The sequence below is a fragment of the Companilactobacillus bobalius genome, assembly GCF_009764355.1.
Window position 1 is genome coordinate 152,464 of the sequence record NZ_LNUA01000060.1, and the last position, 15,955, is coordinate 168,418.

Genomic DNA, 15,955 nt, shown 5'->3' on the forward strand with positions numbered 1-15,955 from the left:
CTCATTTAGATTCGTTTATCATACTATAAATTTCATCATCATTTATCATAACGGCGTTATGACAATGCATCTCAAAAGGCCTACCTAGATACTAGGTAGACCTTTTATAAATTTATTATTCTTTTTCATGTGCAAAGTAAAACGTAGTTGCTGCATAAATAAAGACAACTGCGGTTATGAAGATGTGTACTCCATACAAAACTGAATTAGTTGGGCCATCAGTTACGTGATTATTAAAGAACCCTAATGCATTTATTTTTGCAAAATAACTAATAAAGTAAATAGTCGTCATATAAACTAATTGTTGTGACACGTTACCTATACAGGAAAGTTGATATTTGATTAAGAAGGCTCTTTCAGAATCCAAATCAGGATGATTATAAAGAGCATCATTTAAAATACGATTATCAGTTCCCACAAAGATAGCACAGAGAAATAACCCGACAAAATAAGTAAAGTTAAATAGCGATAATACTAAACCAATTAGAAGTAATGGATATCTAAATGATTGATATTTCTTTAGAATGACAGGCCCCAATTCAAAACCAATTAAATAAATCGCATAAATCAGCATTAAAGAATTAAATCCAAATCTAACGGTACTATCAAACACCGCGTAAAGCATAACGTAGTTCATGATTACTCCACGATTAATAGCTACTAAGCTTACGGGAAAAATCTTTTTATGGATGTCAATTTGATAATATGCCAAGAAAAGAAATAGCATAATTGCCACTATACTGATGATCAGATCAAATGTCTGAGAAACAGCCTTTAACCTAGTATAACGAATGATGAAGACTAGCATAACTAAACTAGCTAAAACAATTAGGCTAAATAGTGAATTAACACGAAATTTCTGTTTAGTTTCAATTCCTTGGTAAAAGGTCAAACGATGAGTAATGTTCATCCCACCTACCATGGCAGCGAAGAATAGAAAAGCTAGTAAGACAAAGGATAAACTTAACATCTTAGTTTGGGTTGCAATCAATTGAACAACAACCAATAATATTAAAGTCAAAATAACCGATAATGTATGCATCCGATTAAACTTGAACTCTTTATCCATTTTGCCTCGCGATCTAACTGTTAAATAGTACGGCCAGATCCAACTTGAAGCCAATCCTAATAGAATTCCCCCAATTATTCCAAAGACAGGATTACCTGCACCTAAAATACACAATGATCCTATGACTCCAAAAAGACTGGACATAGCAAGCATAGTTGAAGCTGGTAGTGTAATAAAGGTAGTCAATAACATTCCCAAAGCTCTAAATGTATATAACATTAAGAACGGCAATGCATAGACAAATATATTTTTATTCTGATTGTACAAAGTTAAACAAAAAAAATACGGTATCGCAACTCCAGCATTGGCCAATAGGTCCAAAACACCTTCGTTAAAAACGTTCGTTATTCGTTTCATTATTTTCTCACCCTAATATTAATTGTCTTTGAATATTTTAACAGAAATATCCAAAAAAAAATGGAACACAGCCTAAAATCTGCATTCCATTTTAAATTAACTAATTATGGACTAAATTATCGGCAACTAAACGTTCAGCAATTTGTACTGTATTCCAAGCTGCACCCTTTAAAAGATTATCAGAAACAACCCACATATTGAAGGCACCTTCATTTTCCAAATCTGGACGAATACGTCCAACATAAGTATCACGCTTACCTACCGCGTTGATTGGTTGTGGATAAATTTGATGTTTAGGATCATCTTCCAAAACTGCTCCTTGTGCTTGTCTGATCAACTCTTGAATCTTTTCAGTTGTAGCAGACTTATCCTCAACTTCGATATAAATTGATTCACCATGACTAATTGGAACCGGTACTCTGACGCAAGTAGCTGTGACTTTGATCTCGGGTGAGTCCATATCGCCAAGCATAATTTTCTTAGTCTCATGAATCATTTTCCACTCTTCATGAGAGTATAAATTATCCTCTAAAACGTCAATTTGTGGTAAAAGATTGAAGGCCAATGGATAGTGTTTTTCGTCACCTTTTGTAGGAAAAATATCGGCATGCATATCCTTACCATCCAAATAATCTTGTGCCTCTGAATATAATTCATTCAAAGCGCTTTGACCGGCACCACTAGCAGCTTGATAAGTTGAAACAATAATTTGTTTTAAACCAAAAGCTTTTCTAATTGGTTCTAGTGCCACCATCATTTGAATAGTTGAACAATTTGGATTAGCAATAATCCCATGATGATTATAAAGTGCAGCTTCATTTACCTCAGGAACGACCAAAGGAACATCCTCTTCCATTCGAAAAGCACTAGTATTATCTACACAAACAGCACCACGTTTTACAGCCTCAGGTAATAATTTTTTAGATACTGATCCACCAGCTGATGCTAAAACAATATCAACACCCTCAAATGATTCCGGTTTGGCTTCCTCAACCGTTACGTCCTGTCCCTTAAATTGTAATTTCTTACCTGCAGAACGATATGACGCTAATAATTTTATCTTATTAACCGGAATAGTTGATTGCTCTAATTGTTGAATTAAACGTGTTCCGACGGCACCTGTGGCACCTAAAATTGCTACTGTATATCCATCACTCATAAATCTTCATCCCTTAAATCAATTTTTTAAATTCTCCGTAAAAATTCTTAATCGTTTCATAGCTTCTTTAATATCATCCATTGAAGATGCGTATGACATTCTAAAGTGACCTTCGCCACCTTCACCAAAAGCTGTCCCTGGCGTTACACCAACTTTTCCTTCTTCAGCCAACTTATTGGCAAATTCAATTGCGGTTAAATTAAATTCAGCCGGAATTTTCGAGAAAGTATAAAATGCACCTTCAGGCAAGTTTGTTTTATAACCAATATCATTTAATTGATCAACAATATAATCACGACGTTCTTGATAAATCTTTTTCATTGGAATAGGGTCATCAATTCCATTCGTCAAGGCTTCCTTAGCAGCATATTGGGCCGGATTGGAAGGAGCCGTTACAACGAAGGCATGCATTTTTGCAGCATTCGTAACGAAGCCCTTAGGAGCTGCAATATAACCGATTCGATAACCCGTCATAGCATGTGATTTAGATAAGCCATTGATCAAAATAGTTTTTCCAGGCATTAACTTAGCTAGAGAAATATGCTTTTCTCCATATGTCAATTCAGCATAGATCTCATCCGAAATAACATACATTTCCTTATCTTTAACGACATCAACAATTTCTTGTAGTTCATCTTTGGAATAAACAAAACCGGTTGGATTACCAGGGAAATTCAAGATTAAAGCTTTTACTTCATCGGCTCCTTCCTTGGCGATAACCTCACGTAATTTTTTACCAGTTAAACGGAAACCATCATCAGTGGTATTCACTTGAACTGGAATTCCTCCTAGAATTTTTACAATTGGTATATAAAGCGCAAAGGTTGGTGTAGGAATCAATACCTTATCACCAGGATTAATAATGGCTGCTAAAGAATCAAAGATAGCCTCAGTAGCTCCAATTGTTACAACAATTTCTGTTTCAGGGTCATAATCGACTTCAAAACGTTTATTTAAATAATCAGAAATAGCTACTCTTAAACCAATGATGCCCTTTTGGGCTGAATAATGGGAATCGTTGTCTTTAATACTTTCAATAGCAGCTGTTTTAACGTGCTCAGGAACATTGAAATCAGGTTCACCTAATGTTAATTTGATTAATCCAGGGATTTTAGCAAATTTTTCAGCGAAAATCCGAATTTGAGAAATTCCCATTGGTTCTATAGTTTCGTTGACAACATTTTTTACTGTTGAATCTAATTCTGGCATTCTATGACACTCCTTAAATTATAATAATTTAATTCTATAACAAACTGTATTCATTTAATTAATTATTTTGTAATAATATTAAATAATTTGTTCCAAACCAATAACTAAATGATTACTTTTCATCACTTCGTGAATTGCCAGCTTAACACCTGTCATGAACGATTCTCGATCAGTAGTACTCTGAGATATAGTTAAAGTTTCGCCAACTCCACCAAATATAACCTCTTCGTCTGCAACAAAACCTGGTAATCTGAGTGCATGAATCTTAATACCGTGATAATCCCCGCCACGAGTATCAAGTGGATCTTTACTGCTATGTTGTTTCTGATCATGTCCTCTAGCTTCATAAATCAATCTAGCTGTATTTAAGGCTGTCCCTGAAGGTGCATCAATTTTATCCTCATGATGCTTTTCAACAATTTCTGATTCAGCAAAATATTTGGCAGCTACTTGAGCAAATTTCATCATCAAAACAGCTGATAAACCAAAGTTCGAGGCAATAATTCCGCCTAAGTTCTTATTATCAGCCAAACGTTTTAACTCATCTGTCTGCTCTTCACTCATACCACTTGTTCCAATAATTGGACGAATATCATGCTCAATCGCAAATTTAGTATTCTCAAACACTGCACTAGGTATTGAAAAATCAATCCAAATATCGGCTACAACATTAATATCAGTAAGTTCGTTATAAATTTTAACGTCTTCATTTAAACCATAAGTCTGTGGATTCAGGTCAGTCACACTTGGATTGAATCCAGCGACTAATTTCATGTCTTTACTTTGATCAACCATACTAACTGCCTTTTGACCCATCGATCCATTAAACCCTGAAACAATAACTCTTATCATAAAAAGACTCCTAAAGATTCAATTTTTCAAACAAAACAGCTTTTTCCGCTTCATTCAACGACACAATTGGCAAGCGACAGCCACCAACTTTATAACCTAATTTATTAAGAGCCGCTTTAACGGGTGAAGGCGAAGAATACATGAATAACGCAGCCATTTTGGGTGTTAATTGACGTTGAATTTTACCGGCTGTCTTATAATCACCGGCATCCAATTTCTGATACATTTCAGTCATTTCATCACCGTAGAGATGTGAAGCTACCGAAATAACTCCATTGGCTCCAATTACCTTGGCAAATAAGGCTTGTGCATCTTCACCACTATAAACATTAAAATCATCAGTTGTATGTTCAACAATGTATTCCAAGTCCTCCATTGTATTACACTGCTTAACTCCACTAATATTATTGTTCTGAGATAACTTAACGACTGTTTCCTTCTCCATCAACACACCCGTTCTTCCAGGAATGTTATAAATCATAATTGGTAAAGGAGAGTTTTTAGCAATAGCTTCAAAATGAGCTATCATCCCTCGTTGATTAGGTTTGTTGTAGTAAGGAACCACAACTAATGCCATGTCGATACCTTGAATCTTCGCCAACTTATTAATAAAATCGATTGTTTGAGCAGTATTATTACTACCAGCTCCAGCAATGATTGGTACACGTCCATCAACTATTTCCGTAAAATTACGATATAAATCTAACTTCTCATTTTCCGTTAACGTAGGTGTCTCGCCGGTCGTTCCTCCAATAACGAATCCCTTAGAACCGGTTGCTAACAAATGCTCCGTTAACTTTTTTAAAGCTTTATAATCTATTTTTAATTCTTCATCAAATGGCGTAATGATAGCCGTCATTAAATCAACATCTGTAAACATTTATGCTTCCTCCGAATTCATTCGATAATTCAAGAAACCTACTATAGCATCGACACCTTTTTTAATAGCGTCTTCCTTGGGAAGAAAATCATGTGAATGTAATGCTCCTGAACTCTCTACCCCTAGCCAAAACATTGTGCCCGGAATCTTATTTAATAAATATCCAAAATCTTCTCCCGTCATTTTAGGCTCAGTTTCAACAAAATCAACTGACGGTTGGTTTTGCATATATTTGATAAATTTCTTTGTTAGTTGTGGGTCATTTTCTACGGGAAAATAACCACCTTGGTTGTATTCCACCGTGATTTGACAATTGAATGACTTCTGCAAACCACTAGCAATCTCAGTTATTCTTTGACGAATAAATTCAATCATTTCTTGAGTTAAACCACGAATTGTTCCTTCCAAACGAGCTTGTCCAGCAATCACATTGCGGATTACTCCAGCTTGCATCTTGCCGAATGTTATCACGCCACATTTCGTAGGATCAATATTGCGAGAAATGACTGTCTGAACTTGATTAATAAAATTAGCAGCAATTACTATAGCATCATTGGCTAAATGAGGATAAGCCGCATGACCGCTTTTACCAGTGATAATGATATTTACTTCTGTTGTCCCAGCAAACAATGTACCGTTACAACATCCTATAACGCCTGATTTCAATTGTGGATTATCGTGTAAACCATAGAATTCATCAACCTTAAACTGACCGCTAAAAGCTCCTATATCATAAGCAACTTTTCCACCACTTTTACTTTCTTCAGCCGGTTGAAAGAAGAAAATCAAATTGTCCTTGGGTTGATTGATACTAAAATAATTTAAAATTCCTAAAGCTACAGTCATATGAATATCATGACCACAAGCATGCATTACATGTGGATGCTTTGAGGCATAACTCAATCCATTCACTTCATCGACAGGTAAGGCATCCATATCACATCGATAACCGATATTTCTTTGAGGATTGCTGCCCTTGACCAACACCAACAGAGCAGTTGGTAATTCTGGTAGCTCTTTAATTTCCAAATCGGTCTGAGGAAAACTTGCAATCACTTGTTTCACGTAATCATGTGTCTGATGCTCATCCATCGCTAACTCTGGAATCATATGTAAATGTCGTCTGATCTTAATTAATTCGTCACTAGTCAAAGTCATCTCTATAACTCCCTTAGATTACTCTCAATTTGAGTTTTATCAGTTGTCTTTTGATCTTTGATTTTCAATACTTTGGCTGGTACACCGGCCATTACACTATTAGGTGCTACGTCTTTAGTAACAACTGCTCCAGCACCAATAACAGCACCATCACCGACTTGCACACCTTCTAAGACAACAGCATTGGCACCAACGATAACATTATCACCGATTCGAACTGGTTGGGCAGAAGCCGGTTCAATCACTCCCGCTAAAACCGCATTGGCTCCGATATGTGAGTTTTTACCAACAATTGCACGGCCGCCAAGAACGGCTCCCATATCAATCATTGATTTCTCACCAATCTCAGCACCGATATTAATCACTGCTCCCATCATGATTACCGCATTAGCACCAATCTCAACTTGATCACGAATAATGGCTCCTGGCTCAATTCTGGCATTGATATGCTTAATATCTAACATTGGTACGGCTGAGTTTTGTGCCACTGTCTCAGCATAAAAATCAGTTAAATGATTATCCTTTAAGATTGGTTCAATTACTTGGTAATCACCAATAATGATTGCTAAATCATTAGTTTTAAAAACTTTAACCTCCCTCGGAAAATTAATTTGAGAAATATCCCCTTGTAAATAAATTTTCACTGGCGTAACTTTCTTAGCATTTCCTATATAATTGATAATTTCTGTTGCGTCCATCTTTGTCATATTTTTCTCCTAATAATTACCATCTAGTTTAATTAAATCTTCATAAGTTTCTCTTTTAACTACTAATTTGGCCTGTCCTTTTTCAACAAAAACAACTGCCGGTCTGGGATTACGATTGTAGTTCATAGCCATTGAATAACCATAAGCTCCAGTATCAAGAACTGCTAAAACATCCCCAACTTCCGTTTGTGGAAGTTTTTGATGCTTGATTAAGATATCACCTGATTCACAATATTTTCCTGAAATATGGACCGTTTCAACATCTGTTTGATTCATTTTATTAGCTACGACTGCTTCGTATTTAGCTTGATACAAAGCTGGACGAATATTATCACCCATACCACCATCAACCGATACATAAGATTCCAATCCAGGAATATCTTTTCTTGAACCTATTTTATAAAGCGTATATCCAGCCGGTCCCACAATTGAACGTCCTGGTTCAATCCAAATTTCTGGAACTTCTTTGCAATCCTGTTTTAATTCCTGACCGATGACTGAAATAAAATCACTTGCGGTGATAGGATCATCATCTTCGTTATAACTAATCCCAAAACCACCACCTAAATTGATTACCTGAGGCCAATAATTAAATTCACTTTGAAAATCTTTAGAAATTTCAATCATCTTTTGAGCCAACATTTTAAATCCTTCAGTACCAAAAATCTGTGAACCAATATGAGCATGATATCCCAACAATTTCATCTGTGGATTATCCAAAACTAATTTCAAAGCTTTTTTGGCCTGCCCAGACTTAACGTCGAATCCAAACTTACTATCAGTTTGACCAGTCTGATCATACTTATGTGTATGAGCTGAGATTCCTGGGGTTAAACGTAACATTACTTGGATAGTCTCTTGAGATTCTTTCAAAACTTGTTGTAAAAGTTCGATTTCATGAAAATTATCTAACATGATAACTCCGACATGATTTTTTACCGCCATCTGTAATTCCATCAAAGATTTATTGTTGCCATGAAAACTTATCTTGTCACTCGGAAAGCCAGCAGCTAAGGCTGTATACAATTCTCCACCCGAAACGACATCCACATGCACATTTTCTTGCTTCATAACTTGATAAATAGCTTTGACGGCAAAAGCCTTGCTAGCATAACTAATTTGATAATTTAAATGTTCTTTTTCAAAAGCAGATCTAAATTTTTTTATTTGATTACGAACCTTGGAAATATCAAAAACATAAAGTGGCGTTCCATATTCTTTAACTAATTCCACACTATCAACGCCATCAATCATTAAATGTCCATTCTTGCTTGTTAATTCATCTATAATCATTTTCAAAACTCCTTTATCAAACAAAAAAAGATCTCTTTGCTTAATAACAAAGAGACCTTTTCGATCCACCTTAAATTTGTCATAAGCTCAACGTGATATTAAATCACGACAGTTCGTATTCTCTTATTAATACGCCCCAGTTCATCAGATCCTGTAAAATCTGACACTTCGGCAACTTCCCCTTTCAATGAGTTCAAAGTCATTACAGTGACTCCCTCATTTACTCATGTCGATTGCGACCTCTTTTATTGGTATTAAGATTATAACAATACTCATTATTCGTCAAGTAATATTAAAAAATAACTGTTTTTTCTAACTTTATCGTGTTTCTTCTTGTCATGACAGCTAAAAATGATACACTCATCATTAAAAACTATTTAATTTTAGGGGTGTATTTCATGAAAGTTATCAAGTTTGGTGGTAGTTCCTTGGCCACTGGAGAACAATTTGAGAAAGTTATTAAGATTATTAAAGACGATATTGAACGTAAGGTTATCGTAACTTCTGCACCTGGAAAAAGATTTTCTGATGACACTAAAGTTACTGATCTATTAATTCAATATGCCAATGCTGTCATTAATCAAGATGACTATCAAAAGATTGAAAATAATATCATTTCCAGATATCAAGAAATCAGTGATCACTTCAAACTTGATGATTCAGTAATCAAACTTCTAAAATCCAAACTAGATAAATTGGCTCAAGATAAGTTTACTGACAACGAACATTTAATGGCTGCATTTAAAGCTCACGGTGAATTTTTAAATGCTATCTTATTGACACAAGTCCTTAACGCTCAAAATATTAAAGCGACTTTTATCGATCCTAAAGATGCTGGTATCAGAGTTCATGGTCAACCCAACGATGCGGATATTTCATCTGAAACTTACAGCAATTTGGAACGACTTCAATTGCCCAAAGACTCAAGAGTCGTTTTCCCAGGATTCTTCGGATACAGTGCTGATGGTTCAATTTATACCTTCTCCCGTGGAGGATCAGATATTACTGGTGCTATTCTTAGCCGCGGATTGAATGCTGATCTATACGAAAACTTTACTGACGTTGATGCAATTTACGTTGCCAACAATCACATCGTCGATCATCCACAAGCAATAAAAAAGATGTCCTATCGTGAAATGAGAGAGTTATCTTATGCTGGTTTTTCCGTTTTTCAAGATGAAGCCATCATTCCGGCTGTTAAAGGACAGGTTCCTGTAAATATTAAGAATACTAATAATCCACAAGCAGATGGAACAATGATTGTTCCTGAACAATTCATCTTTGACCCTTCTAATCAAATTACCGGTATTGCTTGCTCTAAAAGATTCTCAGCACTCTATTTACACCGTTATCTTTTAAATAAAGAAGTTGGTTTTACTCTGAAACTTTTAAAGATTTTTTATAAATATAATATTTCTTATGAGCATATGCCTTCCGGAATTGACGATTTAACTGTTATCTTTGATCGTAGCAAACTAGATAAAGATACTATTCAAAAACTCTGTCGTGATGTTAAAGAAACTCTTCAACCGGATTACTTAGAGTGGATCGATGACTATGCCATTATCATGGTAGTCGGTGAAGGAATTGCTCACAATATCGGTACTATCGGTAAAGTGATTGATTCTCTAACTCAAAATAATATCGCCATTCACATGATTAACCAAGGTGCTTCCCGTATATCTATCATGATTGGGACTCGTGCTTCAGATGCTGATAATGCTGTACAACAAATTTATAAAACTTTTTTTGATTAAGTGAGGTTCAAAAACATGGTTAAACTATTAAAAGTTCATGGTTCAGAGAATCAATTTTTTATCTTGGACCAAACAATTCTAGATAACAAATTAAATGATAATGAAGTAAAGAATCTAGCAATTAATCTTTGTAAAAACATTTTAGACGGTGCCGACGGACTTTTAGTCATTGACACCAGCGATGACTGTCTCGGTAAAATGCGCGTTATCAACGCCGACGGTAGTGAAGCCAAAATGTGTGGTAACGGATTACGAACGGTCAGTCGTTACCTATCAGAAAAATATCAATTAGATTATTTCAAAATTGAAACCTTAGAATCTAATTTATCGGTCAAAAAGGCCCCCGATTTTTATTCCGGAGTACCTGCTTTCAGCGTTGAGATATCTCCTATTTCATTTAATAAGGTAGATCTTCCCTTTGCTTACAAAAATCTTACCGAAATGGTAAATACCGAAATACCTGAGTTCGTGTCAGGAGAAAAATTTTCAGCTGTTGCTGTACCGAATCCACATCTTATCAGCTTTGTCTCTGAAATCGAACATGATACACTTAACAATCTTGGTCAAAAATTGAATTCCATAAATGAATATTTTCCCGAAGGGGTCAATGTCAGTTTTGCTAAAATATTAGACACCAATAAATTATTCGTACAAACCTTTGAACGTGGTGTTGGCTTTACTAATGCCTGCGGAACCGGTATGTCAGCGACAAGTTTAGTATTTGCCCTATTGTATCCAGATCAGTTCGATTCCAACAGAGACATTACGGTTTATAATCCTGGTGGTATGGTTAAAACCAATATCGAATTGAATTCAACCAAAGAACTAAGTAAGATCCATCTAATTGGCAATGCTACTTTTACGCATACCATTGAAATCTCTGAAGAGAATTTACATTTAAATCAACTAGATAATTTAAAGATTGAAGATACCGATGAGGAGAAAGATTATCAAGATTTTGTAAAAAGTATTAAAGGATAAAAAAAAAGACTTATGATAAAAATATCATAAGTCTTTTTTATTCGTTATGCGCCTAGTAGGAGTCGAACCTACAACCTTCTGATTCGTAGTCAGACACTCTATCCAATTGCGCTATAGGCGCGTAATAAATCAACAAAAATAAGTATATCATATATCCCTACGATTTGTATATATTTATTTAAAAATAATTTACAATCCCGTTGATTCAATATATTGAAAAATATTAGTAGAAAACAAAAAGATCATTACATCAACTGATATAATGATCTTTCTATTGGTATAATATTTTTTGAATTTGTCCTGACGGAGAGTAAGGGGTTCGAACCCTTGATACAGGTCAATACCCGTATACATGATTTCCAATCATGCTCCTTCAACCACTCGGACAACTCTCCAAGTAAAAAAAAACTCCGGATGTCAGACTCGAACTGACGACACCCTGATTAACAGTCAGATGCTCTACCAACTGAGCTAATCCGGAATAATAACAGCGTAGCAACTATCTATCCTCGCGGGTAGTTTCCCACCAACTACTTTCGACGTGGAGAAGCTTAACTTCTGTGTTCGGAATGGGAACAGGTGTATCCTTCTCGCTATCGCCACCACACTATTGTTGCTCGTACCTTCAAAACTAGATATTAAGATTATGAATTAAATTAAAACACTTCAAACTGCTGTAAACTCTTACTCGGTTAAGTCCTCGATCTATTAGTACTGCTCAGCTCCATGTATCGCTACACTTCCACCCGCAGCCTATCTACGTCATATTCTCTAACGGATCTTACTTCCATAAAGGAATGGGAAATCTCATCTCGAGGGGGGCTTCACACTTAGATGCTTTCAGCGTTTATCCCGTCCATACGTAGCTACCCAGCGATGCGCCTGGCGGCACAACTGGTACACCAGAGGTATGTCCATCCCGGTCCTCTCGTACTAAGGACAGCTCCTCTCAAATTTCCTACGCCCGCGACGGATAGGGACCGAACTGTCTCACGACGTTCTGAACCCAGCTCGCGTACCGCTTTAATGGGCGAACAGCCCAACCCTTGGGACCGACTACAGCCCCAGGATGCGATGAGCCGACATCGAGGTGCCAAACCTCCCCGTCGATGTGAACTCTTGGGGGAGATAAGCCTGTTATCCCCAGGGTAGCTTTTATCCGTTGAGCGATGGCCCTTCCATATGGTACCACCGGATCACTAAGTCCGACTTTCGTCCCTGCTCGACTTGTCAGTCTCGCAGTCAAGCTCGCTTATGCCTTTACATTCTACGAATGATTTCCAACCATTCTGAGCGAACCTTTGAGCGCCTCCGTTACATTTTAGGAGGCGACCGCCCCAGTCAAACTGCCCACCAGACACTGTCCCTCACCACGCTAAGTGATGTAGGTTAGAGTTTTCATATAACAAGGGTAGTATCCCACCAATGCCTCCTTCGAAACTAGCGTTCCGAAATCAACGGCTCCTACCTATCCTGTACATGTCACACAAAAACTCAATATCAAGCTACAGTAAAGCTCCATGGGGTCTTTCCGTCCTGTCGCGGGTAACCCGCATCTTCACGGGTATTATAATTTCACCGAGTCTCTCGTTGAGACAGTGCCCAAATCATTACGCCTTTCGTGCGGGTCGGAACTTACCCGACAAGGAATTTCGCTACCTTAGGACCGTTATAGTTACGGCCGCCGTTTACTGGGGCTTCAATTCTCAGCTTCGCAAAAGCTAACTGATCCTCTTAACCTTCCAGCACCGGGCAGGCGTCAGCCCATATACGTCATCTTACGATTTAGCATAGACCTGTGTTTTTGATAAACAGTTGTTTGGGCCTATTCACTGCGGCTGGCTGTTACACCAGCACCCCTTCTCCCGAAGTTACGGGGTCATTTTGCCGAGTTCCTTAACGAGAGTTCACTCGCTGACCTTAGGATACTCTCCTCGACTACCTGTGTCGGTTTGCGGTACGGGTAGTTTATTTCTAACTAGGAACTTTTCTTGGCAGTGTGAGTTATTGTGCTTCGTTACTAAAATTTCACTCCCCATCACAGCTTGTCCTTAAAGATATAAGCATTTGACTCATATCAAGACTTACTGCTTGGACACGCATATCCATCAGCGTGCACACATCATCCTCCTGCGTCCTTCCATCGTTCAAACAAAATAAACTAGTACAGGAATATCAACCTGTTATCCATCGATTACGCCTTTCGGCCTCATCTTAGGCCCCGACTAACCCTGGGAGGACGAGCCTTCCCCAGGAAACCTTAGTCTTACGGCCGACCAGATTCTCACTGGTCTTTCGTTACTCATACCGGCATTCTCACTTCTAATCACTCCACCACTCCTCACGGTATGGCTTCAATGCAATTACAACGCTCTCCTACCACGTGTCTTACGACACATCCACAGTTTCGGTATCATGCTTAGCCCCGGTACATTTTCGGCGCAGAATCACTCGACTAGTGAGCTATTACGCACTCTTTGAATGAATGGCTGCTTCTAAGCCAACATCCTAGTTGTCTATGCGTTTCCACATCCTTTTCCACTTAGCATGAATTTTGGGACCTTAACTGGTGATCTGGGCTGTTTCCCTTTCGACGGTGGATCTTATCACTCATCGTCTGACTCCCGAGTAAAGATCAATGGTATTCGGAGTTTATCTGAATTCAGTAACCCAAGACGGGCCCCTAGTCCAAACAGTGCTCTACCTCCACGATCCTAAACCTCGAGGCTAACCCTAAAGCTATTTCGGAGAGAACCAGCTATCTCCAAGTTCGTTTGGAATTTCACCGCTATCCACATCTCATCTCAGCATTTTTCAACATACACGAGTTCGGTCCTCCAATGCGTTTTACCGCATCTTCAACCTGGACATGGATAGGTCACTTGGTTTCGGGTCTACATCAACATACTTAGTCGCCCTATTCAGACTCGCTTTCGCTACGGCTCCGACTTTTCATCTTAACCTTGCATGTTAACGTAACTCGCCGGTTCATTCTACAAAAGGCACGCCATCATCCATAAACGGACTCTGACTACTTGTAGGCACACGGTTTCAGGATCTATTTCACTCCCCTTCCGGGGTACTTTTCACCTTTCCCTCACGGTACTGGTTCACTATCGGTCACTAGGGAGTATTTAGCCTTGGGAGATGGTCCTCCCGGATTCCGACGGAGTTTCTCGTGTTCCGCCGTACTCAGGATACTGAATGGAGTGGATCAGATTTCGTTTACGAGGCTTTCACTCTCTTTGGCCAAGTTTTCCAACTTGTTCGACTATCATAACCTTTTGTTCTCACAACATCAGTCCTACAACCCTAAAGAGCAAGCTCTTTAGTTTGGGCTATTCCCGTTTCGCTCGCCGCTACTCAGGGAATCGAATTTTCTTTCTCTTCCTGCAACTACTTAGATGTTTCAGTTCATTGCGTGTTCCTCTTGACTGCTATGTATTCACAGACAAGTAAATATCCATTACGATATTTGGGTTCCCCCATTCGGAAATCCCCGGATCAAAGCTTACTTACAGCTCCCCGAGGCGTATCGTCGTTAGTTACGTCCTTCATCGGCTCCTAGTGCCTAGGCATCCACCGTGCGCCCTTTATAACTTAACCTAAATTAAATTACAAAAAGTAATTTAAAACAATTTGCCATGATTTTCATCACAGCTGGCAATCAAAAGATTGCCGCGCAGTTTTCGGTGTTTCTTTAATTCATTAATTCTTAATATCCAGTTTTCAAGGTACGAGTATGACATCTCTGTCAATGGAGGTTAACGGGATCGAACCGATGACCTCCTGCTTGCAAAGCAGGTGCTCTCCCAGCTGAGCTAAACCCCCATAGTACTTATTCAATTATAACAGAGAAAATGGGCCTAAATGGACTTGAACCATCGACCTCACGCTTATCAGGCGTGCGCTCTAAACCAGCTGAGCTATAGGCCCGAAAGCGCCAGGTAGACCTCTCAAAACTAAACAAAGTTTTAACAATTGTGTATTTCCGTTGGTACCAAAGTACCATATCCTTAGAAAGGAGGTGATCCAGCCGCAGGTTCTCCTACGGCTACCTTGTTACGACTTCACCCTAATCATTTGTCCCACCTTAGGCGGCTAGTTCCCCGAAGGGTTACCCCACCGACTTTGGGTGTTACAAACTCTCATGGTGTGACGGGCGGTGTGTACAAGGCCCGGGAACGTATTCACCGCGGCATGCTGATCCGCGATTACTAGCGATTCCAGCTTCATGTAGGCGAGTTGCAGCCTACAATCCGAACTGAGATCGGTTTTAAGTGATTTGCTTGCCCTCGCGAGTTCGCAGCACGTTGTACCGACCATTGTAGCACGTGTGTAGCCCAGGTCATAAGGGGCATGATGATTTGACGTCGTCCCCACCTTCCTCCGGTTTATCACCGGCAGTCTCACCAGAGTGCCCAACTAAATGCTGGCAACTGATAATAAGGGTTGCGCTCGTTGCGGGACTTAACCCAACATCTCACGACACGAGCTGACGACAACCATGCACCACCTGTATCCATGTCCCCG

10 protein-coding genes, 5 tRNA genes, 3 rRNA genes and 1 riboswitch are annotated in these 15,955 nt (G+C 38.5%); of the genes, 2 read left to right on the forward strand and 16 right to left on the reverse strand.

The genetic code is table 11. The features are described from left to right. Positions 1–115: 115 nt before the first annotated feature. From ATN92_RS14240 to lysA, 8 genes are all read right to left on the reverse strand, one after another. Positions 116–1,426, reverse strand: coding sequence for a hypothetical protein (locus ATN92_RS14240; RefSeq protein ID WP_056951488.1), 1,311 nt, complete (start codon positions 1,424–1,426; stop codon positions 116–118). Between the two features lie 100 nt (positions 1,427–1,526). Beyond that, complete coding sequence (locus tag ATN92_RS14245) at positions 1,527–2,585, reverse strand: aspartate-semialdehyde dehydrogenase (RefSeq protein WP_056951490.1); 1,059 nt, start codon at positions 2,583–2,585, stop codon at positions 1,527–1,529. Positions 2,586–2,603: 18 nt separating this feature from the next. Next, positions 2,604–3,794: an aminotransferase class I/II-fold pyridoxal phosphate-dependent enzyme gene (locus ATN92_RS14250; protein WP_056951492.1), complete on the reverse strand. Its 1,191-nt coding sequence runs from the start codon at positions 3,792–3,794 to the stop codon at positions 2,604–2,606. A 78-nt stretch (positions 3,795–3,872) separates the two neighbouring features. Further along, the gene (gene dapB, locus ATN92_RS14255; protein ID WP_056951494.1) at positions 3,873–4,646 is read right to left on the reverse strand and encodes a 4-hydroxy-tetrahydrodipicolinate reductase; all 774 of its coding nucleotides are present in this window, start codon (positions 4,644–4,646) and stop codon (positions 3,873–3,875) included. Between the two features lie 10 nt (positions 4,647–4,656). Further along, entirely contained in the window at positions 4,657–5,526 is an 870-nt protein-coding gene (gene dapA, locus ATN92_RS14260) for a 4-hydroxy-tetrahydrodipicolinate synthase (RefSeq protein WP_056951496.1), read from the reverse strand. Further along, complete coding sequence (locus tag ATN92_RS14265) at positions 5,527–6,684, reverse strand: N-acetyldiaminopimelate deacetylase (protein WP_056951498.1); 1,158 nt, start codon at positions 6,682–6,684, stop codon at positions 5,527–5,529. A gap of 2 nt (positions 6,685–6,686) precedes the next feature. Further along, positions 6,687–7,391: a 2,3,4,5-tetrahydropyridine-2,6-dicarboxylate N-acetyltransferase gene (dapD, locus tag ATN92_RS14270; protein ID WP_056951500.1), complete on the reverse strand. Its 705-nt coding sequence runs from the start codon at positions 7,389–7,391 to the stop codon at positions 6,687–6,689. 9 nt (positions 7,392–7,400) lie between these two features. After that, positions 7,401–8,684 carry a diaminopimelate decarboxylase gene (gene lysA / locus ATN92_RS14275; RefSeq protein ID WP_056951537.1) on the reverse strand — a complete coding sequence of 428 codons (1,284 nt, stop codon included), beginning with the start codon at positions 8,682–8,684 and terminating at the stop codon, positions 7,401–7,403. Positions 8,685–8,759: 75 nt separating this feature from the next. Next, a riboswitch (Lysine riboswitch) is annotated at positions 8,760–8,937 on the reverse strand. A 145-nt stretch (positions 8,938–9,082) separates the two neighbouring features. Between lysA and ATN92_RS14280 the strand changes: the two genes are divergently transcribed. Next, a complete protein-coding gene (locus tag ATN92_RS14280; protein WP_056951502.1) occupies positions 9,083–10,441 on the forward strand; it encodes an aspartate kinase in 1,359 nt (452 codons plus the stop codon). Between the two features lie 15 nt (positions 10,442–10,456). Then, complete coding sequence (gene dapF, locus ATN92_RS14285) at positions 10,457–11,422, forward strand: diaminopimelate epimerase (RefSeq protein ID WP_056951507.1); 966 nt, start codon at positions 10,457–10,459, stop codon at positions 11,420–11,422. Positions 11,423–11,469: 47 nt separating this feature from the next. On the opposite strand, the gene ATN92_RS14290 is transcribed toward dapF, so the two are convergent. The 8 genes from ATN92_RS14290 to ATN92_RS14325 form a co-directional block, all read right to left on the reverse strand. After that, positions 11,470–11,543 (reverse strand) — tRNA-Arg (locus ATN92_RS14290). A 183-nt stretch (positions 11,544–11,726) separates the two neighbouring features. Then, positions 11,727–11,817: transfer RNA gene (locus ATN92_RS14295), tRNA-Ser, on the reverse strand. 13 nt (positions 11,818–11,830) lie between these two features. After that, positions 11,831–11,903, reverse strand: a tRNA-Asn gene (locus tag ATN92_RS14300). A 9-nt stretch (positions 11,904–11,912) separates the two neighbouring features. After that, positions 11,913–12,029, reverse strand: a 5S ribosomal RNA gene (gene rrf / locus ATN92_RS14305). A gap of 81 nt (positions 12,030–12,110) precedes the next feature. Then, positions 12,111–15,028, reverse strand: a 23S ribosomal RNA gene (locus ATN92_RS14310). 152 nt (positions 15,029–15,180) lie between these two features. After that, positions 15,181–15,253: transfer RNA gene (locus ATN92_RS14315), tRNA-Ala, on the reverse strand. Between the two features lie 30 nt (positions 15,254–15,283). Beyond that, a tRNA-Ile gene (locus ATN92_RS14320) sits at positions 15,284–15,358 on the reverse strand. An 84-nt stretch (positions 15,359–15,442) separates the two neighbouring features. Further along, positions 15,443–15,955: ribosomal RNA gene (locus ATN92_RS14325) — 16S ribosomal RNA — on the reverse strand; the annotation flags it as partial.